The sequence below is a fragment of the Rhodococcus sp. IEGM 1351 genome (genome assembly GCF_030056875.1).
Taxonomy (GTDB): domain Bacteria; phylum Actinomycetota; class Actinomycetes; order Mycobacteriales; family Mycobacteriaceae; genus Rhodococcus_F; species Rhodococcus_F opacus.
The window spans coordinates 22,715-48,332 of record NZ_JASHKU010000029.1 but is presented as its reverse complement, the minus strand read 5'-3'; the positions used below and the strand labels follow the sequence as shown (position 1 = coordinate 48,332).

Annotated in this window: 21 protein-coding genes and 2 pseudogenes; 13 read left to right on the top strand and 10 right to left on the bottom strand. The window is 63.4% G+C overall.

Translation table 11 applies throughout. The features are described from left to right. Window positions 1–48 precede the first annotated feature (48 nt). From QM806_RS34560 to QM806_RS34545, 4 genes are all read right to left on the bottom strand, one after another. Window positions 49–1,848, bottom strand: coding sequence for a GMC oxidoreductase (locus QM806_RS34560; RefSeq protein WP_249344055.1), 1,800 nt, complete (start codon window positions 1,846–1,848; stop codon window positions 49–51). After that, the gene (locus tag QM806_RS34555; protein ID WP_133984308.1) at window positions 1,743–2,558 is read right to left on the bottom strand and encodes an SDR family NAD(P)-dependent oxidoreductase; all 816 of its coding nucleotides are present in this window, start codon (window positions 2,556–2,558) and stop codon (window positions 1,743–1,745) included. The genes QM806_RS34560 and QM806_RS34555 overlap by 106 nt, the downstream gene beginning before the upstream one ends. A gap of 37 nt (window positions 2,559–2,595) precedes the next feature. Continuing rightward, window positions 2,596–3,540, bottom strand: a complete 945-nt coding sequence (locus QM806_RS34550) for a hypothetical protein (RefSeq protein WP_283294351.1) — start codon at window positions 3,538–3,540, stop codon at window positions 2,596–2,598. Between the two features lie 233 nt (window positions 3,541–3,773). Then, complete coding sequence (locus QM806_RS34545; protein ID WP_120660797.1) at window positions 3,774–5,783, bottom strand: fatty acid desaturase; 2,010 nt, start codon at window positions 5,781–5,783, stop codon at window positions 3,774–3,776. 193 nt (window positions 5,784–5,976) lie between these two features. Between QM806_RS34545 and QM806_RS41910 the strand changes: the two genes are divergently transcribed. Further along, the gene (locus QM806_RS41910; RefSeq protein WP_120660798.1) at window positions 5,977–6,213 is read left to right on the top strand and encodes a hypothetical protein; all 237 of its coding nucleotides are present in this window, start codon (window positions 5,977–5,979) and stop codon (window positions 6,211–6,213) included. 128 nt (window positions 6,214–6,341) lie between these two features. Here the strand turns inward: QM806_RS41910 and QM806_RS34535 are convergent. Then, window positions 6,342–7,069, bottom strand: a pseudogene (locus QM806_RS34535) (helix-turn-helix domain-containing protein); the annotation flags it as partial. A gap of 135 nt (window positions 7,070–7,204) precedes the next feature. Between QM806_RS34535 and QM806_RS34530 the strand changes: the two are divergent. From QM806_RS34530 to QM806_RS34485, 10 genes and pseudogenes are all read left to right on the top strand, one after another. Then, window positions 7,205–8,455: a PucR family transcriptional regulator gene (locus QM806_RS34530; protein WP_120660800.1), complete on the top strand. Its 1,251-nt coding sequence runs from the start codon at window positions 7,205–7,207 to the stop codon at window positions 8,453–8,455. Window positions 8,456–8,692: 237 nt separating this feature from the next. Continuing rightward, entirely contained in the window at window positions 8,693–10,435 is a 1,743-nt protein-coding gene (locus QM806_RS34525) for an acyl-CoA dehydrogenase family protein (protein ID WP_283294350.1), read from the top strand. A gap of 156 nt (window positions 10,436–10,591) precedes the next feature. Next, window positions 10,592–12,145 (top strand): succinic semialdehyde dehydrogenase, encoded by a 1,554-nt coding sequence (locus QM806_RS34520; RefSeq protein WP_120660802.1) that lies wholly within the window; start codon window positions 10,592–10,594, stop codon window positions 12,143–12,145. Between the two features lie 33 nt (window positions 12,146–12,178). Next, window positions 12,179–12,586 (top strand): annotated as a pseudogene (locus tag QM806_RS34515) (DoxX family protein); the annotation flags it as partial. Window positions 12,587–13,146: 560 nt separating this feature from the next. After that, complete coding sequence (locus QM806_RS34510; RefSeq protein WP_133984304.1) at window positions 13,147–13,368, top strand: hypothetical protein; 222 nt, start codon at window positions 13,147–13,149, stop codon at window positions 13,366–13,368. A 208-nt stretch (window positions 13,369–13,576) separates the two neighbouring features. Continuing rightward, the gene (locus tag QM806_RS34505) at window positions 13,577–13,987 is read left to right on the top strand and encodes a helix-turn-helix transcriptional regulator (protein ID WP_120661450.1); all 411 of its coding nucleotides are present in this window, start codon (window positions 13,577–13,579) and stop codon (window positions 13,985–13,987) included. Window positions 13,988–14,006: 19 nt separating this feature from the next. Next, the gene (locus tag QM806_RS34500) at window positions 14,007–14,558 is read left to right on the top strand and encodes a saccharopine dehydrogenase NADP-binding domain-containing protein (RefSeq protein ID WP_265146125.1); all 552 of its coding nucleotides are present in this window, start codon (window positions 14,007–14,009) and stop codon (window positions 14,556–14,558) included. A 42-nt stretch (window positions 14,559–14,600) separates the two neighbouring features. Next, window positions 14,601–15,014: a WhiB family transcriptional regulator gene (locus QM806_RS34495; protein WP_166680604.1), complete on the top strand. Its 414-nt coding sequence runs from the start codon at window positions 14,601–14,603 to the stop codon at window positions 15,012–15,014. Window positions 15,015–15,158: 144 nt separating this feature from the next. Next, complete coding sequence (locus tag QM806_RS34490) at window positions 15,159–15,671, top strand: winged helix-turn-helix domain-containing protein (protein ID WP_206031518.1); 513 nt, start codon at window positions 15,159–15,161, stop codon at window positions 15,669–15,671. A 136-nt stretch (window positions 15,672–15,807) separates the two neighbouring features. Further along, entirely contained in the window at window positions 15,808–16,089 is a 282-nt protein-coding gene (locus tag QM806_RS34485; protein WP_283294349.1) for a transposase, read from the top strand. 307 nt (window positions 16,090–16,396) lie between these two features. Here the strand turns inward: QM806_RS34485 and QM806_RS34480 are convergent, their stop codons facing one another. The 4 genes from QM806_RS34480 to gnd form a co-directional block, all read right to left on the bottom strand. Beyond that, window positions 16,397–16,726: a WhiB family transcriptional regulator gene (locus QM806_RS34480; protein ID WP_283294347.1), complete on the bottom strand. Its 330-nt coding sequence runs from the start codon at window positions 16,724–16,726 to the stop codon at window positions 16,397–16,399. Window positions 16,727–16,968: 242 nt separating this feature from the next. Then, window positions 16,969–17,976 (bottom strand): glucose-6-phosphate dehydrogenase (coenzyme-F420), encoded by a 1,008-nt coding sequence (gene fgd / locus QM806_RS34475; RefSeq protein ID WP_120660805.1) that lies wholly within the window; start codon window positions 17,974–17,976, stop codon window positions 16,969–16,971. Next, the gene (gene pgi / locus QM806_RS34470) at window positions 17,973–19,607 is read right to left on the bottom strand and encodes a glucose-6-phosphate isomerase (RefSeq protein ID WP_120660806.1); all 1,635 of its coding nucleotides are present in this window, start codon (window positions 19,605–19,607) and stop codon (window positions 17,973–17,975) included. Before pgi ends, fgd begins: the two co-directional genes overlap by 4 nt. Continuing rightward, a complete protein-coding gene (gnd, locus tag QM806_RS34465) occupies window positions 19,604–20,665 on the bottom strand; it encodes a phosphogluconate dehydrogenase (NAD(+)-dependent, decarboxylating) (protein WP_120660807.1) in 1,062 nt (353 codons plus the stop codon). Before gnd ends, pgi begins: the two co-directional genes overlap by 4 nt. 1,212 nt (window positions 20,666–21,877) lie before the next feature. On the opposite strand from gnd, the gene cofH reads away from it, so the two are divergent. Continuing rightward, complete coding sequence (gene cofH / locus QM806_RS34460) at window positions 21,878–24,208, top strand: 5-amino-6-(D-ribitylamino)uracil--L-tyrosine 4-hydroxyphenyl transferase CofH (protein ID WP_167113812.1); 2,331 nt, start codon at window positions 21,878–21,880, stop codon at window positions 24,206–24,208. Beyond that, complete coding sequence (gene cofC, locus QM806_RS34455; RefSeq protein WP_133984296.1) at window positions 24,208–24,909, top strand: 2-phospho-L-lactate guanylyltransferase; 702 nt, start codon at window positions 24,208–24,210, stop codon at window positions 24,907–24,909. Before cofH ends, cofC begins: the two co-directional genes overlap by 1 nt. A 264-nt stretch (window positions 24,910–25,173) precedes the next feature. Here cofC and QM806_RS34450 read toward each other — a convergent pair whose 3' ends face one another. Next, on the bottom strand, window positions 25,174–25,596 hold the full coding sequence (locus QM806_RS34450; protein ID WP_166680602.1) for a nuclear transport factor 2 family protein: 423 nt from the start codon (window positions 25,594–25,596) through the stop codon (window positions 25,174–25,176). Window positions 25,597–25,618: the final 22 nt, after the last annotated feature.

The following is a 25,618-nucleotide window of genomic DNA, read 5'->3' as shown; positions in this document are numbered from 1 at the left end:
GTTGCGTGACAGGTTCTGACAGGCGGCAGCGATAGCCGAGACGGGGCCTCAGTCGTTGGACGATCTATCGAAAAGCGGCATGCCCAGCAAGGTCTTCGCCGTATCGGCCGCATGTGCGGGTAAGACAGGTTTGACGATTTCGTAGGGTGCTCCCAGTGCCGGCCGATTGTCGGGTTCACCGCGATTGGGCCAGAGAGCGAAAGTCCGCTCTGCTTGCGCCACTATGGTGAGTGACGGGTTCACGCCGAGGTTCGCGCTGATGGCCGAGCCATCCATAACATGCAGGCCAGGGTGTCCGTAGACGCGTTGATAGGGATCGATGACCCCTGAATCAGGGGAGTCTCCGATTGCGCAACCCCCGAGGAAATGAGCGGTAATGGGGATGTTGACGATATCGGTAACGGAACCACCCGGATCGCCGCCGATCTCCTGCGCCAGGAGTCGGACAGCCTCGTGCCCCTGCGGAATCCAGGTTGGGGGTGCGGATCCAGGGCTGGGGCGACTGGTGAGCCTTCGCCTACCGAAAGGCCCTCGCTTGGTGGCAAGTCGTAACGAATTGTCCCCCGTTTGCATGACGAGAGCAACGATTGAGCGCTCGGACCAATGGCGGACGGATAGGCTACGGGCAAAAGCGGCTGGGTTGCGGGCCGCGACAGCAAAAGTCTTCAGAACACGAGGTACCCGGCCTCCTCCGTCTGTGAGCACTGTCTGGAGCAGAGCCAGGGCGTTACTGCCCTTCCCGTAGCGAACGGGTTCAATGTGGGTATGTGAATCGGGATGGAAGGACGAGGTGATAGCAATGCCGCGGCTGTAATCTTCGTTTGGTTGTCGCGCGGTAGCTGCGAGAATAGCCTCGGAATTTGTACGTACCGCAGTTCCGAGTCGATTAGAGAGCCTTGGCAATTCACCGGTCTGGGCCATCTCCAACAGCAATCGCTGCGTGCCGTAAGTCCCGGCAGCAACGACGACTTGCTCGGCAGTGATCGTGGTGTCCCTGCGCCGCCCGATTCGGCCGGTCGGCCTCGTTCGGACCTCGTACCCGCCGTCCGTTCCAGGGCGTACTGCTCTCACCGTCGTGAGCGGGCGGATGTGTGCGCCTGATTGTTCGGCAAGGTAGAGGTAGTTTTTGACCAGGGTGTTTTTCGCCCCAACTCTGCACCCTGTCATGCACGATCCACACTGAGTGCATCCGGTTCGAGATGGCCCCGCACCGCCGAAGTACGGATCGTCGACGGTTCGTCCCTCTGGCCCGAAGAATACCCCGACCGGGGTGGTTGTGACTGTGTCCTCGACCCCCATTTTCTTCGCAACGGCAGCAACTGCCTGGTCAGCAGGAGTTGTGTGGGGATTGGGCACTACGCCGAGCATTTTCTTGGCTCGGATGAAGTAGGGGGCCAATTCCTCTTGCCAGTTCGTGATGTGCGCCCATTGAGGATCTTCGTAGAAAGCGCGGGTTGGTTCGTATAGCGTATTGGCGTAGTTCAGGGATCCCCCTCCCACTCCGGCTCCGGCCATGACCAAGACGTCGGGCAGTAAATGCACACGTTGCAGTCCGAAACAGCGCAGTTTCGGAGCCCAGAGATATCGGCGCACATCCCAGTTCGTACGGGGAAATTCGTGGTCCGCGAATCGTCGGCCGGCTTCGAGTACCGCTACACGGTAGCCCTTCTCCACGAGACGGAGAGCGGCTACGCTGCCGCCGAAACCGGAACCGATGATCACGACATCGAAGTCGAACGTGCTCACGCGGCACCCGCGACGGTCCAGGGATGCTTGGTTCCGGTATGCCAAGCTAACCAATGAAACGGGCGGGGGATCGCCCGCGCGATAGGGTGCAGGGCAGCCCATCTCCATGGCGCATGGACATCGTCTGCATCGCGGCGGATCGCCGAGACGACGACGTCGGCGACTTGCTCGGGAGTCATAGTTCCGAGGAGCTTCTCGATCCTCGGAATCCGATCTTCAGCACCGGGGTTGCGGTCGAAGTAGGGGGTGTCGACCTTCGCGGGCGTTACTGAAGAAACACGAATGCCGGTGCCGCGCAGATCTTGTCGAAGAGATTCGGTGAAACCGCGGACGGCATAACGAGCTGATGCATAACCGACTGCCCCGGGCCAGGGAACCGTGGCAGCTGGAGTATTTATCTGCAGGATGTTACCGGAGCCCCGGGCTATCATCGGTGTCACGAATGCACGGCTGACAAAGAATGCTGCAAAGTACGGCGCAGCCATCATCTGGACTGCTTCCTCCGGATCGGTTTCGTCGAGGAACAGGAACCGGCCGGCACCAGCATTGTTGACGATGATGTCAGGAACACCGATATCCCCGAGCACCTGGTCGGCCAAGTCTTTGACCTCCGAGTACGACGTGAGGTCAGCAGGCAAAGCGTGTGCTTGGCCGCCTCGGGATCGGATCAACTCGGCCGTTTTTGTCAGTGGCCCGGGTGTTCGGGCGACGAGGATCACTTCTGCGCCGGCAGCGGCGAGGGCCGCGGCGGTAGCAGCACCGATACCTGATGAAGCTCCCGTTACTACAGCTAGTTTCCCGGGCAATTTCATTGTGATGGTTCGTTTCTGATTGAGGGTTGATGGATGATCAGCTGTCGTAGCTAATGGAGATCCCGGAGCAGGTCAGGCGAGATCCAGCTTGGGTGGTGGCGTCGTTCGCTGGGATACCACTGCTTTTACAGTGACCTTGCTCTGTCCAACGGCGCGTGGGTGTCTCGTCGTTGGTTCGCGTTGAGGGCTGGGTTCGGTAGGACATATGCGTGATTTGTGTTGGCTTCTTGCGTCGCGGGGTGGTCGCAGAGTTCGCGGCGAACACAGTGGTTGATTCGGTTTGGGTCGTCTGCTGCCGGCACATGTGAGTGAAGGCGACGAACACTGCGAGAATCTGCGCGGATGTCCGTCCGTGGTTGTTCGTGAGGGCTTCGTGCGGGACATCGGTATCCGTGCCGGCGGGGGTGAGGCCGTCGATCTTGTTAAAGCCCGGTGGAGTGCCGCTTCCGGGTGAGCTGAGTTCAACTTCCGCGGTGGGGAGCGGCAGGTAGACGTGGTCGAGGTATCGGTATGCCGCACCTGGGCGTGCCTCACCGTCGTTGCCGAGGAATTCTGCAAGTTCGAATGCCGATACGAGTTGGACGGAGAGAAGGGTGTCGTGCTGGATCGTCCACAGGAGGACGAGTCCGCCTTCGGGTCGGGCGAGGTACGCCACTCCGGAAGGTGAGGGCAGGTTCTCGGGCGTGACGCTCACTTCGGCAGAAGTCTCCCTGCGCGCGAGGATGTGGGCTGTCATTTCCTCGGAGGCGTAGTACGCGTGCCGGTCGGCGGTAGCTGCGCTGGTGCACCGATATGCGCCGTACATTCCCAGCATCGCGTGCTCTTCAATGGCGCCGATGGCGGACCCTTCGGGTCCGAAGCAGAAGTAGCGCTCGCTGTGGACCAGCAGTGATTCAGCTGATTGACCGTGAAATTCGGACCACCACGCGATCGTGGGGCCGATCGTTCGGGTGGCGCGGAACTCTTCGAACTCGGGCACCACCCAGGCGAATGGCTCGAGGTGTTCGACGACGGGTGTGGCGGTGTCGTCGAGTGCATCCAGTAGCAGCGGCATCTGTGCCGGTTCCAAGTCGGCCAAAGCCTGTTGTGCCTGTCGACGCATCGGCAGACCGTGTCGGAAATGCTCACCCGTCACGAACGGCCCAGTGAAGTCCTGTTCGGTCCTCTTCCGGTGTAATGCGTTACTCATCGTTCCACCCTCGAATCTGTGTTGGCTCAGCTGTCGTAGTCGACTGCGACTGTGGGGGTGGTGGGATGGGATTGACAGGTCAGGATGAAGCCGGCCTCGGTTTCGGCCTTCTGAAGTGCGAAGTTCTGCTCCATTGATACTTTTCCTGTGGTGACTCGGGCTTTGCAGGTGCCGCATGCGCCCCCGAGGCAGGCGTAGGGGGCGTCGATGTTGTTTTTCAGCGCGGATTCGAGGACGGTCTCACCGGGGGCGAGTTCCACGGTGTGATCTGCGCCGGACAGGGTGATGGTCACTTCGGAGGCGGCAAAGTTGTCGAGGTGTGTGGGTCGGTTCGTGCCGCGGAACAGTTCGAGGTGTATCCGCTCGGTCGGCACTTTTTCGGTTGCGAGGTCATCGCGGATTGTGGTGGTGAGTTCGCTCGGGCCGCACAGGTACCACCGGTCGATCGTGGTGAGGTCGGTGGCGATCAGGCGTTCAATTGTCGCCAGGTCGATCCGGCCGCGCAGAGCTGCGGGGTGGTGTGCCTCGGCGGAGCGGATGTGGAAGATGCGAAGCCGGTCTGCATACCGGGATTCGAGTTCGTCGAGTTCGGCGGCGAACATGGTCGACTCTGCGGTTCGGTTGCCGTAGAAGAGGGTGAAGCGGCTCTCGGTCTCGATCTCCATGGTGGTGCGCACGATCGACAGGATGGGCGTGATGCCGCTGCCGGCTGCTACCGCGACATGGTGGTGCCGGGCGAGTGGATCGAGGGGTGCGCCGAAGCTACCGGTGGGGGTCATCAGTTCCAGGACGTCGCCGGCTCGCAGGGTGTCGACCGCGAAGCTCGAGAACTTCCCGCCTGGGATGCGGCGGATGCCGATCGCCAGTTCTCCCGAGGTGGCGCAGGTGCAGATCGAGTAGTTTCGTCGCACCTTCTTTCCGTCGATGCGGTGGTGCACGGTCAGATGTTGGCCGGCCTGGAAGGCGAACTGGTCGCCGAGATGATCGGGAACGTCGAAGGTGACTTTGACGCTGTCGGGAGTGAGGGGCTCGACGCTTCTGACAGGGATCGGGTAGGTGGTGGCATGGCGTGCCGCGGAGGAACGCGGCATGCGGACCGGGAGCAGGGCGGCGAGTGTGCCGTTGAGGCGTTTCCACTCCTGGTACTGCGTGGCGTCGAGGTGTTGCCCGAAGACGGTGCTGATTTCCGGGTCGCGCTCGAGGTAGGCGGCCTCATTGCGCCGCCAGGCCGCGACGTAGCGGTAGAAGGGGATGGAGGGGTGTAGGTGGTGGACGAGGTGATAGTTCTGCGACAAGAGCAGGGGAGTGAGGATCCATTCCGAGCCGACGCGGTTACGGGTTGCGCGGTAGCGGTTCTCGCGTTGGGTGTCTTGCAGGTCGTGGTGGGGTAGCCAGTCGAACCACCAGGCGAGCATGAACATCGCCACCCGTTCGGGAATCAGGTAGATCAGCGCGAGCGTCCACAGATGTCCGGCGAAGGCGGCCGACGCGATGACCGTCACCGACAGGGTCATCAGGGCCGCCGTTTCGGCAATTTCGGCGCGTGGGCGGCGACGCAGGTTGCGCACCAGGAAACTGATGTAGGGCAGGTCCATGGCCGGGAATCGGAGGGGCAGCTGCCACCAGGGTGAGGCGCTGACGAAGTGATCGGGATCGGACTCACCGTCGTTGGTGTTGCGGTGGTGCTCGATATGGATGAACGCGAACGATCGGAAGGAGATCAGCGGCGAGACGAAGAACATTGCCACGCGACCGAAGGCGACGTTGACCCAGCGATGTGAGCTGATCGAGTAATGCGAGGCGTCGTGCAGCACGGTGAACAGGACGAAGATTGCTGCGGAGCTCGCGGCGATGGTGGCGATCGCAGGCAACGTGTCGGTGAGCGCGGCCCAGGTCGAGAGGCCGAAGAGCGTAAGGGCGAATGTGCCGATGCCGACAATCGGCCAGGACAGCGTAGGCACCTGCTCGCCGGGATCGGGCAGGGCGTGCTGGGAGGCCGCTGCTGGGGGTTGGGGTGCTCGAGTCGTAGTCGACATCGGACTCCTCCTTCGCGATGAGATTCCTCACAACCTATATACGGGCGGTGTCGGTCGACAAGGCCTTCCCAGCCCTCTTCGGTGTGCTGTCAGCACATTCTGCGCGCTCGGGCTCCGGTCAGCGTGGCTTTGACCCGCGCAACACCGAGGCCCCCAGCACATTGCAGACGAGTAGGACGGCTGTAGTTCGGCGATGATCGTTGCCGGCCGGCTCCAACGCCTCCATATCGGCGCAGTAGCGCCGACCAAACTGCTACAGCTGACCGGTCCTGCAACGGGTGCGTCGCGCCGAGGAGCGCAGTCACGACAGGAGCGGGGTCACCGTCAGAACGAGGTCGCCGATGCGCTTGCCACCTCGGGTGCCGTGGACGAGTTGCTCGCCAAGATCGATGTCGGCGAAGTGTTGATTGGTGATTCGGGCGATCGCTGATGAAAATCGCTCTCGAACGCGGTCTGAACGTGGAGATCTTCTCCTGCTCGGCGAGCTGCCGACGCAGCCGGGCCAGCTCGTCACGCTCAGCGGCCGTCAGCGGTTCCTCACCGTCCCGCTGCGCGGCATCGAGCGCGGTAGCAGGAGCCGTTGTCGGTGACGATCCGATTGATGTGGCCGACGGAAGTGTGCTGCGAAGAACACCCGGGATCGATGCATGAATCCGATTGCCGTCAAGGCTTTCTCATCGATCAAGGCCTCGGTGTATGCGAGCGGAAGAACCCGTCGACGGCGGAGTGCAAGTACACGTAGCCGGCGCGAGCTCCGGTTGCCTTGGCGCGTTCGACGGCCTTCGCCTGGTCAGAGCGCTTGCCGTGGGCATGCCAGCTACCGCCTTCCGGTATCCGCCCGACCTTCTTCACATCCACGTGCACCATGAGCCCCGGCCAGCGGGCAATTCGCCTTGGTTCACACGATTGCTCTCACCAGTGGGATCGAGGAACTTGCGTCGGTTGCATTCGAGGGCCAGGTGCCGGCTGACAGTGCGCACTGAAATCGTGGTGCCATCACTGCTCAGTTCGTGGGCGATGCGGCGGGCTGACCATCTCTTGTCGCGGCGCAGCTTCTCCATTCGTGCGACCACCGAGGTCGGGGTGGCGGTCGGTGGGTAGTGGGGCACGCTCGCGCGATCCAGCAGTCCCAGTTTCCCGAACTCGCGAAAGCAGGTCACCCATTCGCTGGCGCAGGCGCAGTAGATGCCCATCTCGGCAGCGACGTGGGCGATGGGACGGGTCTGGCAACGTTCGACGAGTCGGCGGCGGCCTTCGCCGGACAGCGGAGCGTTACGGTGGAGCACGGACGGGTTCTTCCTGTTTTGCGGATGCGTTTGTGGTACTTCTCGTCCTGCCGTCGGAAGTCCTGTCCCCTTCGCTCAGCCCATGCCCCGCCCGGCGTCTACAACGTCATGACTCGCAACAACTAGTGTGCAGATATGGAGGCGCTGGAGCCGGCTCACGCTGCGGAGGCTGGAAGGGGTATCGCTGCGTATTTGCTGGCGAATGTGTCCAGCCTGGCTGACGACATGCTGTGGTACTTAGTCGAACGGATACCGGAGGTTGGCGGGGATGCCGAGCTTCGCGGCCTGACTTTGGGATCGTGCTCGTCGAATCTCGAAGCGGTACTTTCGATGGTTCGTCATGGGATCGATGCAGCGGCTGCGGAGGCGCCGGTAACGGCGCTCGAACACGCGCGCGCAATGGCATCACGAGGGCACAGCGTCGATGTGATGCTGCGGTTCTATCGGTTGGGCCACGAGTACTTCACCGAGAAGCTTTCCGAATCGCTGACTGACTGGATCGAGGACCCCGCGGTCGCGTTGAGGACGTTTGTCGATCTCGAGCGCTTCGGATTTCGATACATCGACCGCATCTCCAGTCTGGTGGCTGCCGAGTACGTCGCTGAGCTCGACCGACGCCAGACCCAGGCACGAGCCGAGCGCGACGACGTCGTGCGGGCACTACTCGCTGGGGAACGCGTCGACATCGCTCGCGCTGAACGTGTGCTCAGCCACCGGCTCACCGGTCGGCAGATCGGTTTCGTGTGCTGGGTCGACGACCGCGGCGTCGACCTCGAGGGATTCGCCAGGCGGGTCGGTCGGTTCCTCGGGGCGGGTCACTCACTCGTCGTGGCGGACGGCCCACTCGCGGTGTGGGGATGGGCCTCGATCACGGGAGACGTGGAAACTTTTCTCACGGGCATGGCGACGGAGATTCCCGGCGAACGCGACAACGTTCACCTCGCGGTGGGCTCACCCCATCCGGGAGCGGCCGGCTTCCGCACCTCCCACCTCGAGGCCCTACGCACTCGCCGAATCATCGAACTGTCCGGGCGCGCGGCGCCATCGATCACCCGGTTCAGCGATGTTGCCTTGGTAGACGCCATCTCGCGCGACCTGGATGCGGCGCGGGCCTTCGTCGCCGCTCAGCTCGGCGCTCTCGCACGGGACGACGCGAAAGAGCGCGGCGAGCGCGCCGCGCTCTTGGCTGTGCTCGACGCGCAGGGGAGCCTGGCGACCGCAGCGAGCGCCTTGGGAATCCACCGGAACACGGTCCTGCAAAGGGTGCGTCGTGCCGAAGAGCGCAGGGGCCGGCCGGCAACGATCAACATCGCCGAACTGCACGCCGCCCTACTCGTCTGCGACGTGCTGGGGGCCTCGGTGTTGCCCGATTCATCTCGTCACTGACCGGAGCCAACGCGCGCAGAATGTGCTGACAGCACACCGAAGAGGGCTGGGAAGGCCTTGTCGAGGACACCGGCCGTTAGTAGGTTGGCATCTCATCCAGAAAGCACGACCGAGGCGTCCGACCCGCGACTGCCTGTGCCACACCCTGGCTCCGATGACCATCGGCCTACTACCCCCGACCTACCGTGACCGCACGCGATGTGCGGACTATCCAGGACTCGAAGAAGAGGACACACTATGCCAGCATGCGATGGGTTGTTGCTCAATCCAGTGAAGTATGCCCCGGAGCATTTCGATCCGCAGACGCGGCGGCTGCTGCGCGCGACGATCGACTGGTTCGAACACCGCGGTAAGCAGCGGTTGATCCAGGACTATCACGACAAGGTCTTCTACGCAGACTTTCTGGCGTTCGTCGCGAAGGAGGGCCTGTTCGCGACGTTCCTAACCCCCGCGCGGGACGGCGCCGGCGATCCGGACAAGCGCTGGGATACCGCACGGGTGGCGGCGCTCTCGGAGATCCTGGGCTTCTACGGTTTCAGCTACTGGTATGCGTGGCAGGTCACCGTGCTCGGGTTGGGCCCGGTGTGGCAAAGCGGCAACGACGAGGCCCGCGCCCGGGCGGTGCGCGCCCTTGCCGATGGCGGTGTCGCCGCGTTCGGCCTCTCGGAGAAGGAACACGGCGCCGACATTTACTCCACCGACATGGTCCTGACCCCCGACGGTGCCGGGGGGTACCGCGCGAGCGGGTCGAAGTACTACATCGGAAACGGTAACTGCGCCAGCACCGTGTCGGTATTCGGGCGCCTGGCCGGAATCGAGGGTCCCGATCAGTACGTGTTCTTCTACGCCGACTCCGGGCACCCAAACTTCCACGTAGTCAAGAACCTCGTCCCGGCGCAGATGTTCGTCGCCGAGTTCACCCTGCAGGACTACCCGGTCACCGCGCAGGACATCCTGCACACTGGCCAGGACGCGTTCAACGCGGCACTGAACACGGTCAACATCGGCAAGTTCAACCTGTGCTTCGGCGGTATCGGCACGGCGACCCACACCCTGTATGAGACGATCACCCACGCGCACAACCGGATCCTGTACGGGCACCCCGTCACCGACTTCCCGCACGTGCGTCGCGAGTTCGTCGAGGCCTACGCCCGACTCATCGGAATGCGGCTGTTCGCCGACCGCGCGGTGGACTACTTCCGCTCCGCAAACCCCGACGACCGCCGGTACCTGCTGTTCAACCCGATCACCAAGATGAAGGTGACCACCGAGGCGCAGAAGGTGATCGGGCTGCTGTCGAATGTCGTGGCCGCCAAGGGTTTCGAGAAGGACCAGTATCTGCTGCTCGCGAAGGTGGACATCGACGGGCTACCCAAACTCGAGGGCACCGTCGCGGTGAACCTGGCGCTGATCGCGAAGTTCATGCCCGCCTACCTGTTCGACCCCCAGCCCTACCCGCCAGTGCCCACCCGGCTCGATGCCGCCGACGACGAGTTCCTGTTTCGCCAGGGACCTGCCCGCGGGCTGGCGCAGGTCCGGTTCCACGACTGGCGCGCGGTCTACGCCGCATCAGCCGCCATCCCGAACGTGGCCCGCTTCACCGCACAGGCCGAACACCTGGTCACTCTGCTCACCGAGGCCGCCCCCGATGCCGCCCAGCAGGGCGACCTCGACTTCGGGCTCGCCCTGACCGAACTGTTCACACTGGTCGTGTACGGGCAGCTGATCCTGGAACAAGCCGAGATCGTCGGCGTCGACGCCGACCTGGTGGACCAAATTTTCGACGTCCTGGTCCGCGACTTCAATGCTGCGGCAGTCGGATTGCACGACAAACCCTCCACCACCGAGACCCAGCAGAAGCTCATTCTGGCAGCAATCGGCAGACCCGTCGTTGACGCGGAGCGGTTCGACCTCATCTGGCAGCGTGTCGCCGCGCTGTCCGGCGCCTATGAAATGAACCAAGGACCCCACCATGGCTGAGCACGCGTCTCGCGGCGCCGCGCACCCAGCCGATGGTCATGGCAGGCGTCCGAGGAATGACCGGAACCGTGCGAACAACTTGGTCCCGACCGGCACCCTCACCGCGATCCCTCGCCTCGCGGTACACACCCAACCCACCAGCCCGTAGGGGTACATATGCCTGCTCCGTCCACCGCCACGTTCATGCGGCTCGCCGACCTGATCGCCATCCCGGATGCAGCCACTCGTCAGACCCGGCCGGTGATCGAAGCATTCACCGGCAAGCAATTGGCCACCGTGCCGGTCGGCACCACGCAGGACGCCAAGGACGCAATCACCGGCGCCCGGGTCGCACAGAAGATCTGGGCCGACCGTCCGGTTGCGGAGCGGTCCGCGATCTTCCACCGCTACCGCGACCTGGTGCTGCAAAATCGCGGTGACCTGATGGACATGGCGCAGGCCGAGACCGGGAAGTCGCGCGCCGCCGCCCAGGAAGAGGTCCTCGACATCGCCTTGACCGCCAGGCACTACGCGCGCGTCGCACCAAAGCTGTTGCGGCCAAAGCGCGTAGCCGGAATGCTGCCCGGCCTGACCAAGACGGTGGTGCGGCACCAGCCCAAGGGCATCGTCGGGGTGATCTCGCCGTGGAACTACCCGATGACGCTCGCGGTATCGGACGCCATCGCGGCACTTCTCGCCGGCAACGCCGTGGTCCTCAAACCCGACAGCCAGAACCCGTATTGCGCGCTGGCGTGCGTCGAGCTGCTCTACCAGGCAGGCGTCCCGCAGGAACTGTTCGCCGTCGTCCCCGGGCCAGGTTCGGTGGTGGGCACAGCCCCGGTCGAGAACTCCGACTTTGTGATGTTCACCGGGTCCACCGCCACCGGTCGGCTGCTGGCCGAACAGGCCGGCGCCCGTCTCATCGGCTTCTCCGCCGAACTGGGTGGCAAGAACCCGATGATCGTGATGGCTGGGGCCAATCTGCGCGAGGTGAGCGACGCCGCCGTGCGCGCCTGCTACTCCAACTCCGGCCAGCTGTGCGTCTCCATCGAACGGATCTACGTCGAACAGTCCATCGCGCCCGAGTTCACCCGCATCTTCGGGGAACGGGTCGCCGCGATGACGCTGGGTGCTGACTACGAATTCGGCATCGAGATGGGTAGCCTCATATCGGAGGAGCAGGTCAAAGCCGTGGCCAGCCACGTCGACGACGCCGTGGCCAAGGGTGCCACCGTGATCACCGGCGGCAAGGCCCGCCCCGACCTCGGCCCCTTGTTCTACGAGCCGACCGTGCTCACCGACGTTCCCGCCGACGCCGAATGCCACCGCGACGAGACCTTCGGACCGCTCGTCTCGATCTACCCGGTCGCAGGCGTCGACGAGGCCGTCGAGCGGGCCAACGACACCGAGTATGGGCTCAATGCCAGCGTATGGGCGGCCACCAAGAACGAGGGTGAGGCGATCGCGGCCCGGATCCACGCCGGCACCGTCAATGTCGACGAAGGCTACGGCCCCACCTGGGGTAGCACCGGCGCGCCGATGGGCGGCATGGGAACCTCGGGGGCCGGGCGCCGCCACGGCCCGGAAGGCCTTACTAAATACACCGAACCGCAGACCATCGCCACCACCCGCGTCCTGAACCTCGGCGGCCCACGCGGCGTGCCGCAGAAGCTGTGGGCGATAACCCTGCCGCTCTTCGTCAAAGCCCTGCAATGGATCCCAGGCCACTGAGACCTCGACGCCAAATAAAGGTATGGAGAACCGATGACATCCAACGAACTGTCCGAACCCCCCACCACCGCGCTGCGCACGGTCGCCCGACTGGCCCTCTCTGGAGTGCTCGTCCTCGCCGGACTGAGCCACCTCTTCTGGGCCCGCGAGGACTTCCAGGCCCAAGTGCCCAGATCGATACCCCTGGACCCTGACGGCGTCGTCATGGCCTCCGGCGGGATGGAGATCATGCTCGGCGCGGGCCTGGCGGTCCTGACCCGCGACCGGGTGAAAATCGGACGGATCATCGCCGCCTTCTTCATCGCAGTGTTCCCGGGAAACATCGCCCAATACCGCAACAATCGGGACGCATTCGTCCTCAACACCGACCGTCGGCGGTTCATCCGCCTACTGTTTCCGCCCGCCCTCATCGCCTGGGCACCCTGGTCCACCGCCATTCCGACCCCAACAGCTGAGCCAAACGCGTTGCGCGAAGACATACCGTCGAGCCGCCATGGACTGGGGCCAAGAGCGGATCGGGGACTGTAACTTGCTCCTCTGTCGCGCAGCGCCTGCCGCACATCTAGGGACAGCCGCCGTGGCCGCACGAAAACAAGAGATAGACATACGATGCAGCAGTCGTTCTCAACCGATACGGAAACACTGACGGTGTGCGGGCATGCGAAGTGCCCGCCCCGCAGTTGCGAGATGATCACCCCTCGGTTCCCGCCTTATCGCGAGTCTGGATCCCTCGGATCGGAAGATCAGCGAGGGAAGCGCAAACCCATTCTGCCGTAACGTCTACCGATAGGCCTGGGCAATGACTTGGCATGGTGTCATCGTCCGTGTCGGACCCACGGTGCGATGATTCCGACCGGGCGACGAGGTTTACGCGCGGCCCCGGCAGGATCGGATCGGCGCGTTCACGGAATTCATTTCTATGGCGAGGCGGACTTGCCGATCAAGCCAGGAGGATCCAACATGGAAGATGCGGCGCCGGTACATCTGGTCGGCGTCACCGCGTGGCAAGCGCTGACAGAGATGACGAACCTGCAAGCGGGACAGAAATTCTGGGCCACTTCGGCTCCCCGGAGGGCAGGTTCGTGATTCCACCGGCCAAGTATCTCGAGGCCATACCTCCGACCGTCGATCAGGTCCATCTCATCGAATCAGCTAACGCAGTAAAGGATTACGTTGAACAGGGACGCGCGAAGGGTATGGTCGTCATGAAGGTCGGATTGTGAAGCCACGGACAGCTGGAGACGGTCAGTTTCCGACGCGCATCAAGTTGTCATACGTCATGCATCGCCAAGGACCGAGGCTTCCTTCCTCGATCGAGCTGCCGTGCACACCGACATCTCGTCGACCGCGCAGCGAGCTAATGGTACTCGAAAAGATCACCTTCTGATGCCGCAGGCGGTGCCGCGCAGAAGGTGCGAAGGGGGCGCCACGTTGGAGAAGGGACCCGCCGCGACGAGCGCGGCCCCGCAGATCCGGGATCGGGTACTTCGTGTGCTCGACGCCCACGAGGTCGGTACCGCCTCGGCCGCCGACATCGCCCGAGCTTTGTTCATCAGCCAGTCGCACCTGCGGCGGTTGTTGCGTCGGGACGGGACATCTCTACGTCAGTTGCGCGATGAACACCTCGCCACGCGGGCTGTCGAGGCACTGCACCGGGGTGAACCAATCACGGTGCTGGCCCTCGAACTGGGCTTCTCCGACCCGCGGGCCTTCCGTCGAGCATTCAAGCGGTGGACCGGATCGGCCCCAAGCACGTTCAGCGACGGACAAACCCCGCCACGACAGTCGTTCCGTCGACGCCTGTCGGTGACGAGAGAACTGGCGTCCGCAGGCACCAGGTAAGTAAAGAAAAGGCGAAACCGTGGAAAGACGCAGAATCGTCTTGCTGGGTGCGACAGGATATACCGGGCAACGAGTGCTCCGAGAACTGCTCGCCCGCGGTGAGACGCCGACCTTGGGTGGCCGAAACCGCACCAAAATGGTGGCCCTAGCCGACCGCTTCGAGGCTAATATTCCCTTGGCCCAGGTAGATATCACCTCGACGGGCGACCTCGCGCGGCTCCTGGAACCCACCGACGTGGTGATTTCCACGGTGGGGCCATTCGTGCGGCTCGGTCTGGCGACGGTCACCACAGCGGTACAGGCGGGGGCGCACTACTTCGACTCCACCGGTGAGGGCACCTTCGTCCGGCGTGTCTTCGAGTTGGACTCCGTCGCGGCAGCCCTCGGAGCGACCATCGTGCCGGCGTTCGGCTACTTCCTCACCCGTGCAGGACACGGTGACGCGCTGCGCTATCGAAGCGACCTGCGTGACGTCGTCGCCGTGACCACGCGGGGCACTCGGCAGACGCTGGTCATTGCGGCGGCCGATGATGTGTTCGCCTACCGGCGCCGTCACCCTCAGCCCAGCTGATTGTTGACCCCTCCCAACGATGACACAGACAGGAGAAATTTGGTGATCGAACCGGACTGGAGCCGGGCACTGTGCCGCCGGAATCCGCCATTGTGGGACGACACCGCGGACGCAGCGAACACGAGCGTCGAGACCCCGGCGCAGCGCTCTATCCGCCACCGCGCGGCGATTACGTTCTGCCGACTGTGCTCGGTGATCGACACGTGCCGAAGCGAGGTCGCGGTCGCGGCGAACCCAACTGGAGTATGGGCCGGTGAGGTATACCCGAGGCTCGGTCACCAGACCCGCAGTGAGATCCAATCGAAGACCGATCACCGAGCCCATGCGTCCACCGCGGCACTCCAGATCGGCCGCCCGGCAGGCATTGGCGGGGATTCCGTCGATGCGGCATTCACCGCTCTGATGACCACCATCCAAGCACAACGCGAAGCCCGGGAGACGTCGGACACCTGCTGACAGGAGTGCCTCTCTCTGCCATCATCGGGTGACCGCGCGCCGACCGACATCTTCGATGAATGTTGCCGACGGCCGCCTAAAGATGTTTCGGTAATAGGGTGTGTCGTTGCGCGTGATTCGCACCGTGCTGCTTGATCATGATGAATGGCAGGGAAGGAAACCGGTTCCGGCGAGGAGTCCGACGCCCGGAAAGTCAAGCAGCGCGGCGGTCGCCGTGATCTCGACGCATTGCGTGACCGGCGGATGCAGGCCGCGGAGATGTTTGCCGCAGGACAACGACAGGTCGATGTCGCGGTCGAGTTGGAGGTCTCCCAGCAGACCGCCTCACGCTGGCATCGACAGTGGATCGAAGGGGCAACGAGGCATTGCGCGGGGCGCCGGCCCCGGCTCGATGACGCCCAGATCGCCGCGATCGGAAAGGAACTACTCAAAGGACCCCAGGCTCACGGCTTCGCGACCGGGGTGTGGACCCTGGGCAGGTTCGCGATCGTGATCGAGCGGCTCACCGGCGTGATTTACCTCCCCACTCAGACGTGGACGATCCCGCGGACCCGGCTGGGCTGGAGCCGGCAGGGGCCCGCACGGCGGGCAGTCGAACGCGACGAGGACGCCATCGTCGCCTGGCGCGAGAACGAGTGGCCGCGGATAAAAAAATAGCGCGGCGCCGAGGTGCGTGGATCTGCTTCCAGGACGAAAGTGGTGTGTCGCTGGTCCCGGTGGTCCGCGCAACCTGGGCGCCGAAAGGCGTGACACCGGTTCTCCCATCACCGATTCTCCTTTCAAACGCATGTCTATGGCCGGAGTCCTGGCCTATCGACACGACCGCAGTCGCAGCGCGTTCGTCTTCTCCATGACCGACGGCGCCTACAACACCGACAAGCTCATCGAGTTCCTCACCGAACTGCGCGCCCATTTCACCGGCGAGAAGGCAATCGTGATCTGGGACGGGCTCATGGCCCACCGATCCAAGGCGATGACCGCGTGGCTGGCCACCCAACGCGACTGGCTCCACGTCGAACGCCTGCCGGCTTATGCTCCTGAGCTCAATCCCACGAACAGGTCTGGGGCAATATGAAATCCACCGTATTGGCCACCTGTGCCCCGATACCTCGACGAGGTCCGCATCGCGACCGAGTCCGGTCTGACTCGGATCGGTTCGAGCTACGACCTGTGTCACAGCTTCCTCGACCACACCGGGCTTTCCTTATGATCGGCTCTCACCCAATTACCGAAACATCTTTAACGAACGCAGGCACGTGGCGCCGCCGCAGGGCGCTCCACTGCGCTCGTTGGCCAGCTGGCTGCGTGGTGCTGGTGTGTTCTGCGCGAGAGTGCGGATGCGGGAGAAATTTCGCCTTTGGAACGGGCACGGGCATTGAGGGTCAAGGCGCAGAGTGCTCAAGCATCATTGAAAGTGAGGACATTTGACTTACAGTGTTGAACTTGTCAAGTGTTGTCTTTCTACGCAGCAAGATTCTCAGTTCATCTTCTGAAAGGCCACCCCAGGTGCCGTATCGCTCGTCGGCTTGGAGCGCATACCTGAGGCACGCTTCCAGGACAGGGCATGTGCGACACACGCGTTTAGCAGCACGGATCCGTCTGTTCCGAGTTTCGCCACGTTCGTTGTCGGGATGAAAACACAGAGTGGAGTCGATGCCGCGGCATGCAGCGTTCAGTTGCCAATCCCAATCCTCGGTGATCGGCAGTGGCATAATTACGATCTTTCGTGCGGGCAAGGAAGCTCCAGGTGGACCAGGCACATGCAGCGTCCTTCGTCATTTCTCGAGAGGCGTTCGCTGCCGTTAAGACGTGACATACACGGAATTGTGCTTCGGATGGGTCAATTGGTCGCGCGCGGCGTGTCGCTCCTCTGCTGAGGGACGTGCAATAAGTGCTCCCGTCAAACAAGACGATGGATTCCGACAGCGATGAATCGAGCGGATTCGTGGCGAACTCAGGACAGGATGCGTAGTCGCGGGGCGAGGTCGCGTTCGAATAGTTCGAGGAAGCGGCGTTGGTCGTGGCCGGGGGCGTGGAATACCAGGTGGTTCAGTCCGGCGTCGAGGTACTGTGTGATCTGTTCGACGGCCTCGTCGGGGTCGGAGGCGACGATCCAGCGTTTGGCGATCTGTTCGATCGGGAGCTCGTCGGCGGCGCGCTCCATCTCGATCGGGTCGTCGATCGAGTGTTTCTGTTCGGCGGTCAGCGACAGCGGTGCCCAGAACCGGGTGTTCTCGAGCGCTTTCTCCGGGTCGGTGTCGTAGGAAATCTTGATCTCGATCATCTTGTCGATTTGCCCGAGTTCGCGCCCGGCCTTGTCGGCGCCCTCGGCGACCGCGGGCATCAGCTTCTGGGTGTACAGGTCCATGCCCTTGCCGGAGGTGCAGATGAATCCGTCACCCACCCGGCCTGCGTATCGGGCGACTACCGGACCACCGGCGGCGATGTAGACCGGGATGCCACCGTCGGGGACGTCGTAGATCGACGCGCCCCGGGTCGTGTAGTAGTCGCCGTCGAAGTCGACCCGTCCGCCCTGCCAGAGCTCGCGCATCAGCAGCACTGATTCCCTCAGCCTGGCGAACCGTTCCTTGAACTCGGGCCATGGGCCCTGAAAGCCGGTGGCGATCTCGTTGAGGGCCTCCCCGGTGCCCACGCCGAGCATGATCCGCCCTGGGTACAGGCAGCCCATGGTGGCGAATGCCTGGGCGATGACGGCGGGGTTGTACCGGAAGGTGGGGGTCATCACCGAGGTGCCCAGCTGCAGCGTGGTGGTGCGCTCACCGACCGCGGTGATCCAGGCGAGCGAGAACGGTGCGTGCCCGCCCTGGTGCCGCCACGGCTGAAAGTGGTCACTGACTGTGGCACTGTCCATCCCGCGGGCCTCGGCCAGCACGGCCAGTTCGACCAGCTCGCGGGGATCGAACTGTTCCGCGGAGGCCTTGTAACCGAATTTGAGGCTCATGCGTTGGTCCCTTCTCGGATCGTCTGCCGATAGCGGCCGATCAGTGCGCTCGTCGAACTGTCCAACTCCGAGCCGACGGACCGTGTGGACTGCAGTTGGTCGAGGATCCGGGTGGCGAGTACTTTGCCCAACTCGACCCCCCATTGGTCGAAGGAGTCGATACCCCAGATCCAGCCCTGGGTGAAGATTTTGTGCTCGTACAGCGCGACCAGCTGTCCGAGGGAGTAGGGGGTGAGCTGGTCGGCGAGGATCGTCGACGACGGGCGGTTCCCGGGAAAGGTTCGGTGTGGAATCTGTTCGGAAGCAATGCCTTCGGATCGCGCTTCCTCGGATGTTTTGCCGAACGCCAATGCCTGTGTCTGGGCGAAAAGGTTCGCAATCAGCAGGTCGTGGTGGGTGTGCAGGTCGTGCGCGGGGTCGAGGACCCCGATGAAATCGGCGGGAACCGGCGTGGTGCCTTGGTGCAGCAGCTGGAAGAACGCGTGCTGGCCGTTGGTGCCGGGTTCTCCCCACACGATCGGTGCCGTGTCCACGGTCATCGGATTGCCTTGTCGGTCGACCGATTTCCCATTGCTCTCCATTTCCAGCTGCTGGAGATAGGCCGGGAATCGTGCCAAACGTTGATCATAGGGAAGAACCGCATGGGTCTGGGATCCGAGGAAGTTGCGGTTCCAGATGCCCAGCAATCCCAGCAGGACCGGCAGATTTCGCTCGAGCGGTGCGGTCCGGAAGTGGTCGTCCATCGAGCGTGCGCCGGCGAGCAGGCCGCGGAATTGGTCGGTCCCGATCGCGATCATCACCGAAAGTCCGATCGCGGACCAGATCGAATACCGTCCGCCGACCCAGTCCCAGAATTCGAACATGTTGTCTCGGGCGATTCCGAAGTCCTCGACCGCTGCAGTATTGGTCGACACCGCCACGAAATGGTCACGAACCGCAGACGTGGTCCCGAGCGCATCGAGCAGCCAGCGGCGCGCGGTGTGGGCGTTGGTCAGTGTCTCGACGGTGGTGAAGGTCTTCGAGGATACGATGAACAGCGTCTCCTGCGGGTCGAGCACCCGCAATGCGCTGGCGAGGTCGTTGCCGTCGATGTTCGATACGAACCGAAACTCGAGATTGGGATCGGCGACGTCGACGAGGGCCTGACAGGCCATTGCTGGACCGAGGTCGGAACCGCCGATTCCGATGTTGACGACCGTGCGGAGGCGTCGGCCGGTGAAGCCACGCCACTGACCCCGGCGCACGCGCTGGGCGAACACACTCATCCTGTCGAGGGCCGAGTGCACCGCGGGCATCACATTCTCCCCGTCGACGCGAAGCTGCGCATCGTGGGGGCGCCGCAGCGCGGTGTGGAGAACTGCGCGATCCTCGGTGGTGTTGATCCGTTCCCCGGTGAACATCGCCTCGATGCCCTCGCCGAGCCTGGTTGCGCTCGCGAGCGCAACCAGCAGGTCGAGGGTCTCGGTGGTGATCCGCTGCTTCGAGTAGTCCAGGTAGAGGCCGTCGTGCTCAGCCGTCATCATTGATCCCCGATCGGGGTCGGCGGCAAACAGCTCACGCAGGTGCGCGCCGCGGATCGAATCATGATGTGCCTGGAGCTTTCCCCATTCCGGTGTAATGGTCGGGTTCATCGTGTGGTCACTTTCTCGTGATGTCCGCCGAAGGCATGCCGCATGGCAGAGAGCGCCTTGTTGCCGTACTCGCCCTCACCGCGCGAGCTGAACCGCTCGTACAGCGCTGCAGTGAGCACATGGGCGGGTACACCCTCGTCGACGGCGGCCTGCACAACCCACCGCCCCTCCCCGGAATCGGAGACATGGCCGGAGTATCTCGACAGTTCGGGATCGGTTCGGAGCGCGGAGGCGGTCAAATCGAGCAGCCAGGACCCGATTACACTACCGCGGCGCCATACCTCGGTGATCTCCGCGACGTCGAGATCGTATCGGTAGGCGCCGGCAGCGGCCAGCGGGGCGGTCTCGGCGTCGTCATCTCTGCGCGCAGCACCCACGTTGGCCCCGCGGAGGATCGCCAGACCTTCTGCAAGCGCGGCCATCTGGCCGTATTCGATGCCGTTGTGGACCATCTTCACGAAATGTCCCGCGCCGGCAGGACCGCAGTGCAGGTAGCCCTGCTCGGCCGCGGTCGGTGCCCCTTCCGCCGTCAAGGTGCGCGCGGCGGCATCGACGCCGGGGGCGAGCGCTTCGAAGATCGGCGTCACCCGCTTCACTGCGGTCTCGTCGCCGCCGACCATCAGGCAGTAGCCGCGATCGAGGCCGTGCACCCCACCGCTGGTACCGACATCAAGATAGTGAATCCCCCGCTCCGCGAGCGTGTCGGCACGCAGGGCACTCTCCCGGAAGTGGGAATTCCCACCGTCGATGACGACATCGTCGACGTCCATCATGGCGGCGACCTCCTCGACCACGGCCCCGGTCACCGCCGCCGGCACCATCACCCACACCGCTCGCGGCTGATCGAGACCGCTCACCACATCCTGCAACGATGCCGCCGCCACCGCACCCTCGGTCTCCAATTCGGTGACCGCAGCGCTATCGCTGTCGTAAATGACGACCTCATGCCCCGCACGCAACAGCCTCCGAGCAATATTCGCCCCCATCCTGCCCGCACCAACAATTCCTAGCTGCATTTCAGCCCTTCTTCTAAAGCGGGGACTTGAGCGTTGGTCCATGTTCACCCGCGGTCGCTTCTGTCATCCCGTTTCGGAGGTCACTGCACCGAAGACACCGGCTGAAGTCGAGCGTTGTTGCTCTCTCCTTCTGCATCTCAGGGACGTACGGTGCGCACCGGTTCAGCCGCACACGAGTGGTGAGTGCCACCCCGCCAATGACCATGGCGGCATATGTTACCAATCGTTCTCTGCTGTGTCGACGTACGTGCGTGCCGGAATCGATCGGTATTCCCAGTTCATACAGCTTACGTAACTCAGATCCGCGTGTTAAACGCTCAATGAGTGCACGATCGTTGACACATCGGTGGTCGCGCTCGTAGGTTGATGATCGGTAAGTCAAGTCCTTCACGTACACCGTGGAGTGCGGTTCAGCCCGTTCCGCACGCGTCCAAACGAGGAGTTGAGTTGCGCCGACGGAGATGCAGCGTTCACTCACCCGGTTGGGGGCGTCTGCGCATCATTGGCAACCACACAACGACAGACCCAGGACTGTCCTGACCGAGAGATGGTGCGTTATGGCGGCATATCACCAACAGAACACGCGCGCGGGGGCCGGAGATGGTTCTCCTGGGACCCGCCTTGCGACGCCGTCGCCCGTTGAATCTCACGCCCGCCTTTACCGAGGATCTACCAGGTTCGAGACAGATCCGGGATGGAGGCGCTATCGCAGTATCGCGGGTGACGCGGCCGACCTTCTGGAGTTCGCCGATATGTGGGCTCCATACGGTGGAGCGCCTTCGGACGAGATCTTCGTCAAGTTCGGAATGACAAAAGTTCGCTTCCTCAAACTGCTCACGTATGCAGTTGCTAGCCCGGAATGCGATTTCCAAATCGCTCAACGGATTCGAGAAACCTACCTATAGTCGCGCTCCAACGTCCGATAGTCCGCCGACCGAGGCGGGCGGGTCCCGAGGCAATCAGTACCGCCGAACACCGCCTGTCATGACAGCGATGCTCTCCGGTCACAACCCCGCGCCACCGTCGCCGAACCATCCAACAACGAATCCCGGCAGCAGGCGCGATCGTCACCGGGGCGCCCCGCCTCAAGTTGCCACCGCTAAGCGATCACCGGAGCCAATCCGCATCGCCGACGTAAAGCATTGTGAGCGAGAAGAAGTGAATTTTCAGAAAGTTGTGACACCTCCGACTGTAGATGTCCAGACAGCGTGCTCTGATGACGCGGCCGTTCTCGCTCTTCCTTTGCCGGAGCTGATGGAACGGGCAGCCGCGGTGCGTGACGCGCTGTTCGGCACGAGGGTGACGTATTCGCCGAAGGTCTTCATTCCGTTGACCTCACTGTGCCGCGACGGGTGCGGCTACTGCACGTTCTCCCGTTCCCCAGCACGCGTGGAGGCACCGTACCTCACCCCCGACCAGGTGCTGGCGATCGCGATACAGGGCGCACAGGCCGGGTGTCATGAGGCACTGTTCACACTGGGCGAACAGCCGGAGGATCGATACGCCGTCGCGGGCGAATGGTTGTCCGATCATGGTTACGGCGCGACCGTCGACTACTTGGCCGCGATGTGTGAGCTGGTGACCACGGAGACGGGTCTGCTGGCGCATTCCAACGCCGGCGCTCTCACGTCGGATGAGCTGTCTCAGCTGCGTGCGGTCAGTCCCAGCCAGGGCATGATGATCGAGTCGTTGAACCCGGCGCTGATCGCCCACCGCGGTGCACCCGACAAGACTCCGAAACGTCGGCTGGCGACGCTGGAGGCGGCGGGAAAACTCGCGATTCCGTTCACGACCGGCGTACTCGTCGGCATCGGTGAGTCGCCGCGCGATCGTGTCACGGCCTTGCGTGCCATCGCTGACCTGCACATTCGTTACGGGCATGTCCAGGAAGTGATTGTCCAGAATTTCGTGCCCAAACCCGACACCGTGATGCGCAACGAACCGGCGTGCCCCGAGGACGAGTTTCTTCGCACGATCGCGATGGCCCGCCTGATCCTGCCGCCGGACGTGCATCTCCAGGCACCGCCGAATCTGTCGGAAGACTTCGGTTCGCTCTTGGACGCGGGCATCGATGACTGGGGTGGCGTGTCTCCGGTGACCGCCGACCACGTCAATCCGGAACGGCCGTGGCCGTCGCTCGGCCGGCTTCGTGAGGTCACGGAACATCACGGTAAGTTCCTCGCACCCCGCCTCACCGTGTACCCCGAATACTCGCGCCGCCCCGAACGATGGATCGACCCCGGTCTGCGCTTCGCGGTCATGGACCGGTCGGACGCCGAATCGCTCGGCCGCGACGACCCGGGCGCGATGTTCCCGGAAAGCCACGCCGACGCAAAGAACGTCGGCACCGGGGCGGAAGTAGTCCAGATCGGTCGACGCTCCACCGTCTGGAGCTCCGGCGCCGAGTTCACACCCGTCGATCTGGTGCCGAGCCGCACACGAGGGTCCCGGGGTCGCGTCACGGACGTCCTCGACGGTGTCGCCTCGGGGCAGGAACCGGGTGTAGACGAGATCGTCACCCTGTTCGGAGCACGCGGAAGTGAAGTCGCCGAGATCGCCGAGTTCGCCGATCATCTCCGCTCCCAGGCAGTCGGTAACGATGTGACGTTCGTGCGGAACCGAAACATCAACTACACCAACGTCTGTACCTTCAAATGCACGTTCTGCGGATTCTCCAAAGGACCGCTGTCGCTGAACCTGCGCGGAAAACCATACCTCCTCACGCTGCAGGAAATAGCGACACGTGTCCGGGAGGCGTGGGACCTCGGCTGCACCGAGGTCTGCCTGCAAGGCGGCATACATCCCAGTTTCGACGGTGACTACTACATCGACGTCTGCCGCGCGGCGAAGGAGGCGGCCCCAGACATTCACGTGCACGGATTCACCGCTCTGGAGGTCACCGAAGGAGCCAAGCGGCTCCGGGAACCGCTCGAGAAGTACCTGCAGCGCTTGGTGGATGCCGGACTCAAGTCGCTGCCGGGCACTGCCGCCGAGATCCTCGACGACGAGATCCGGGCAATCCTCTGCCCGGACAAGATCGACACCGAGGAATGGCTCGAATGCCATCGTGTCGCCCACTCGATCGGCCTGACGTCGAACGTGACGATGATGTTCGGATCCGTCGAGGAACCCGTGCACTGGGCACGGCACTTCATCCGTACCCGCGAACTCCAACGTGAGACGGGAGGCTTCACCGAGTTCGTAGGACTGCCGTTCGTGCACATGGCGGCGCCGATCTACCTCAAACGAGGTGCGCGCCGTGGACCGACCTGGCGAGAAGTCGTGCTGGTGCACGCGATCGCGAGAATCGTCTACGACGGACTCATCGACAACGTACAAGCGTCGTGGGTCAAACTTGGACTCGACGGTGTCCGGCAGTTACTTCAGGCTGGAGTCAACGATGTCGGCGGAACCCTGATGGATGAGAACATCAGCCGCGCCGCCGGCGCAGCCCACGGACAGCAACTCGACGAGACCAACCTGGAAGCGTTGGTGCACGGGATCGGTCGGCGCCTACGACGCCGGACGACGAATTACTCGAACATCGAAGACCCCTGCCGCCAAGGATCACCGGCGGTGATCTGATGAAACACCCATCGTCGCAGAGCCGTCCGATCAAGAATCGAGGTCAAGTCGACCTGGTGATTCCGGTCAAATCTCTGAGCATTGCGAAATCAAGACTTCGGGGGACGGCCGGAGGACGTTCACACGCTCACGAGGAACTCGTTCTCACGATGGTGAACGCGACAGTTACCGCAGCGATACGCTCACACGCCGTCGCCGCGGTAGTTGTGGTCACCCCGGATCCGATAATTGCGTCCAGTGTCGAATCGCTGGGCGCCCGGGCCGTGACGGACGAACCAAGTGGCGGGGTGAACGCGGCAATCATGCATGGCGTATGTGCCGCGCGGGACGACGGCGGAGGACCAATCACGGGAGCGTTGCTCGCTGACCTCCCGGCACTTCGACACCACGAGCTTACTTCGTTCATCGCAGCCGCGGCCGGGAGGCGAGCGTTCTGCGCGGATAGGCACGGATCAGGAACCACACTGCTGCTCTCGGCGTGTGGTGAGGAGCTGCGGCCCTCGTTTGGGGCGGGATCAGCCCTGGCTCATCGGGAGTCGGGTGCGGTGTCGCTGACGGGTGAATGGCCATCGCTGAGGGCAGACGTCGACACCGTGCACGACCTGTGCGTCGTCGCAGGTCTGGGTTGGCCCCGACCGGACGAATCAATGGACCCCCACCAAATGCGATTCGCCGGGACAAGTGTGCACACTACAGGCTGACCAACAGTTGACTTGACACATCTCAACCTCTTCGCCGGCTCAGCACTAACGAATCACGTTCTCGGCTGAAGCCTCAGCTGTCGGCAACCTATAGGTACCGGGCCGTCACACCGGTGTCCGTCAAATTCGGCCTCCACTACGACGGATAGGCGGGACGCCCTGTGAGTCGACCCACACAGGATGACCCGCCGCGCCAGCGTCCCGACCCACTTTCTCGGCGGTGGACCATCGTGACCACCGCCTGCTGCGCCTATACGTTCTGCCTCAGGAGGAAGCCGGGGGAGCGGCGGCGACCCAGCGCGCGGTGTCGGTGTACTGCTCCAACCCGCTCACCCGGCCGTCGGTCACTGTAATGATGTGTGCGAACGGAGCGTCGAGAGAGCCCCCGCCGCGTCGACCACGGCCCACGTAGCGTCCGGTGACCAACAGTCGCCCGTCCACCAACGGCGCAAACTGTTCAGGCTCGGCACGCGCGACGTAGTGCTGGCCGATGGCGCCCCAACCGTTACGCCGCATCGCATCGGCGCCGTAATGTGCCCCGCCGACCCCGAACGGCATGCCTACCGCGAGTACTCCGATGAAGTCGGGATCCAAGAGTGCGTCGAGCTCGGCAAGGTCAAGTGCCGCAAGCGCGTCGTAGAGCCGCCTCGTTAGATCAACGGTCTGTGACGAGATGTTCACATCCATTGGGAACCTTTCGTGTCGTTCG

What these genes read in the sequence shown, in the direction of transcription:
- QM806_RS34480 (WP_283294347.1), bottom strand. Translation starts at nt 16,726, where the DNA reads ATGCCACTGCCGATCACCGAGGATTGGGATTGGCAACTGAACGCTGCA.
- QM806_RS34560 (WP_249344055.1), bottom strand. Translation starts at nt 1,848, where the DNA reads ATGGGCTGCCCTGCACCCTATCGCGCGGGCGATCCCCCGCCCGTTTCA.
- cofH (WP_167113812.1), top strand. Translation starts at nt 21,878, where the DNA reads ATGGAACGGGCAGCCGCGGTGCGTGACGCGCTGTTCGGCACGAGGGTG.
- QM806_RS34520 (WP_120660802.1), top strand. Translation starts at nt 10,592, where the DNA reads ATGCCTGCTCCGTCCACCGCCACGTTCATGCGGCTCGCCGACCTGATC.
- QM806_RS34545 (WP_120660797.1), bottom strand. Translation starts at nt 5,783, where the DNA reads ATGTCGACTACGACTCGAGCACCCCAACCCCCAGCAGCGGCCTCCCAG.
- QM806_RS34530 (WP_120660800.1), top strand. Translation starts at nt 7,205, where the DNA reads ATGGAGGCGCTGGAGCCGGCTCACGCTGCGGAGGCTGGAAGGGGTATC.
- QM806_RS34490 (WP_206031518.1), top strand. Translation starts at nt 15,159, where the DNA reads ATGGCAGGGAAGGAAACCGGTTCCGGCGAGGAGTCCGACGCCCGGAAA.
- gnd (WP_120660807.1), bottom strand. Translation starts at nt 20,665, where the DNA reads ATGGACCAACGCTCAAGTCCCCGCTTTAGAAGAAGGGCTGAAATGCAG.
- fgd (WP_120660805.1), bottom strand. Translation starts at nt 17,976, where the DNA reads ATGAGCCTCAAATTCGGTTACAAGGCCTCCGCGGAACAGTTCGATCCC.
- pgi (WP_120660806.1), bottom strand. Translation starts at nt 19,607, where the DNA reads ATGAACCCGACCATTACACCGGAATGGGGAAAGCTCCAGGCACATCAT.
- QM806_RS34450 (WP_166680602.1), bottom strand. Translation starts at nt 25,596, where the DNA reads ATGGATGTGAACATCTCGTCACAGACCGTTGATCTAACGAGGCGGCTC.
- QM806_RS41910 (WP_120660798.1), top strand. Translation starts at nt 5,977, where the DNA reads ATGATCGTTGCCGGCCGGCTCCAACGCCTCCATATCGGCGCAGTAGCG.
- QM806_RS34525 (WP_283294350.1), top strand. Translation starts at nt 8,693, where the DNA reads ATGCCAGCATGCGATGGGTTGTTGCTCAATCCAGTGAAGTATGCCCCG.
- cofC (WP_133984296.1), top strand. Translation starts at nt 24,208, where the DNA reads ATGAAACACCCATCGTCGCAGAGCCGTCCGATCAAGAATCGAGGTCAA.
- QM806_RS34555 (WP_133984308.1), bottom strand. Translation starts at nt 2,558, where the DNA reads ATGAAATTGCCCGGGAAACTAGCTGTAGTAACGGGAGCTTCATCAGGT.
- QM806_RS34485 (WP_283294349.1), top strand. Translation starts at nt 15,808, where the DNA reads ATGGCCGGAGTCCTGGCCTATCGACACGACCGCAGTCGCAGCGCGTTC.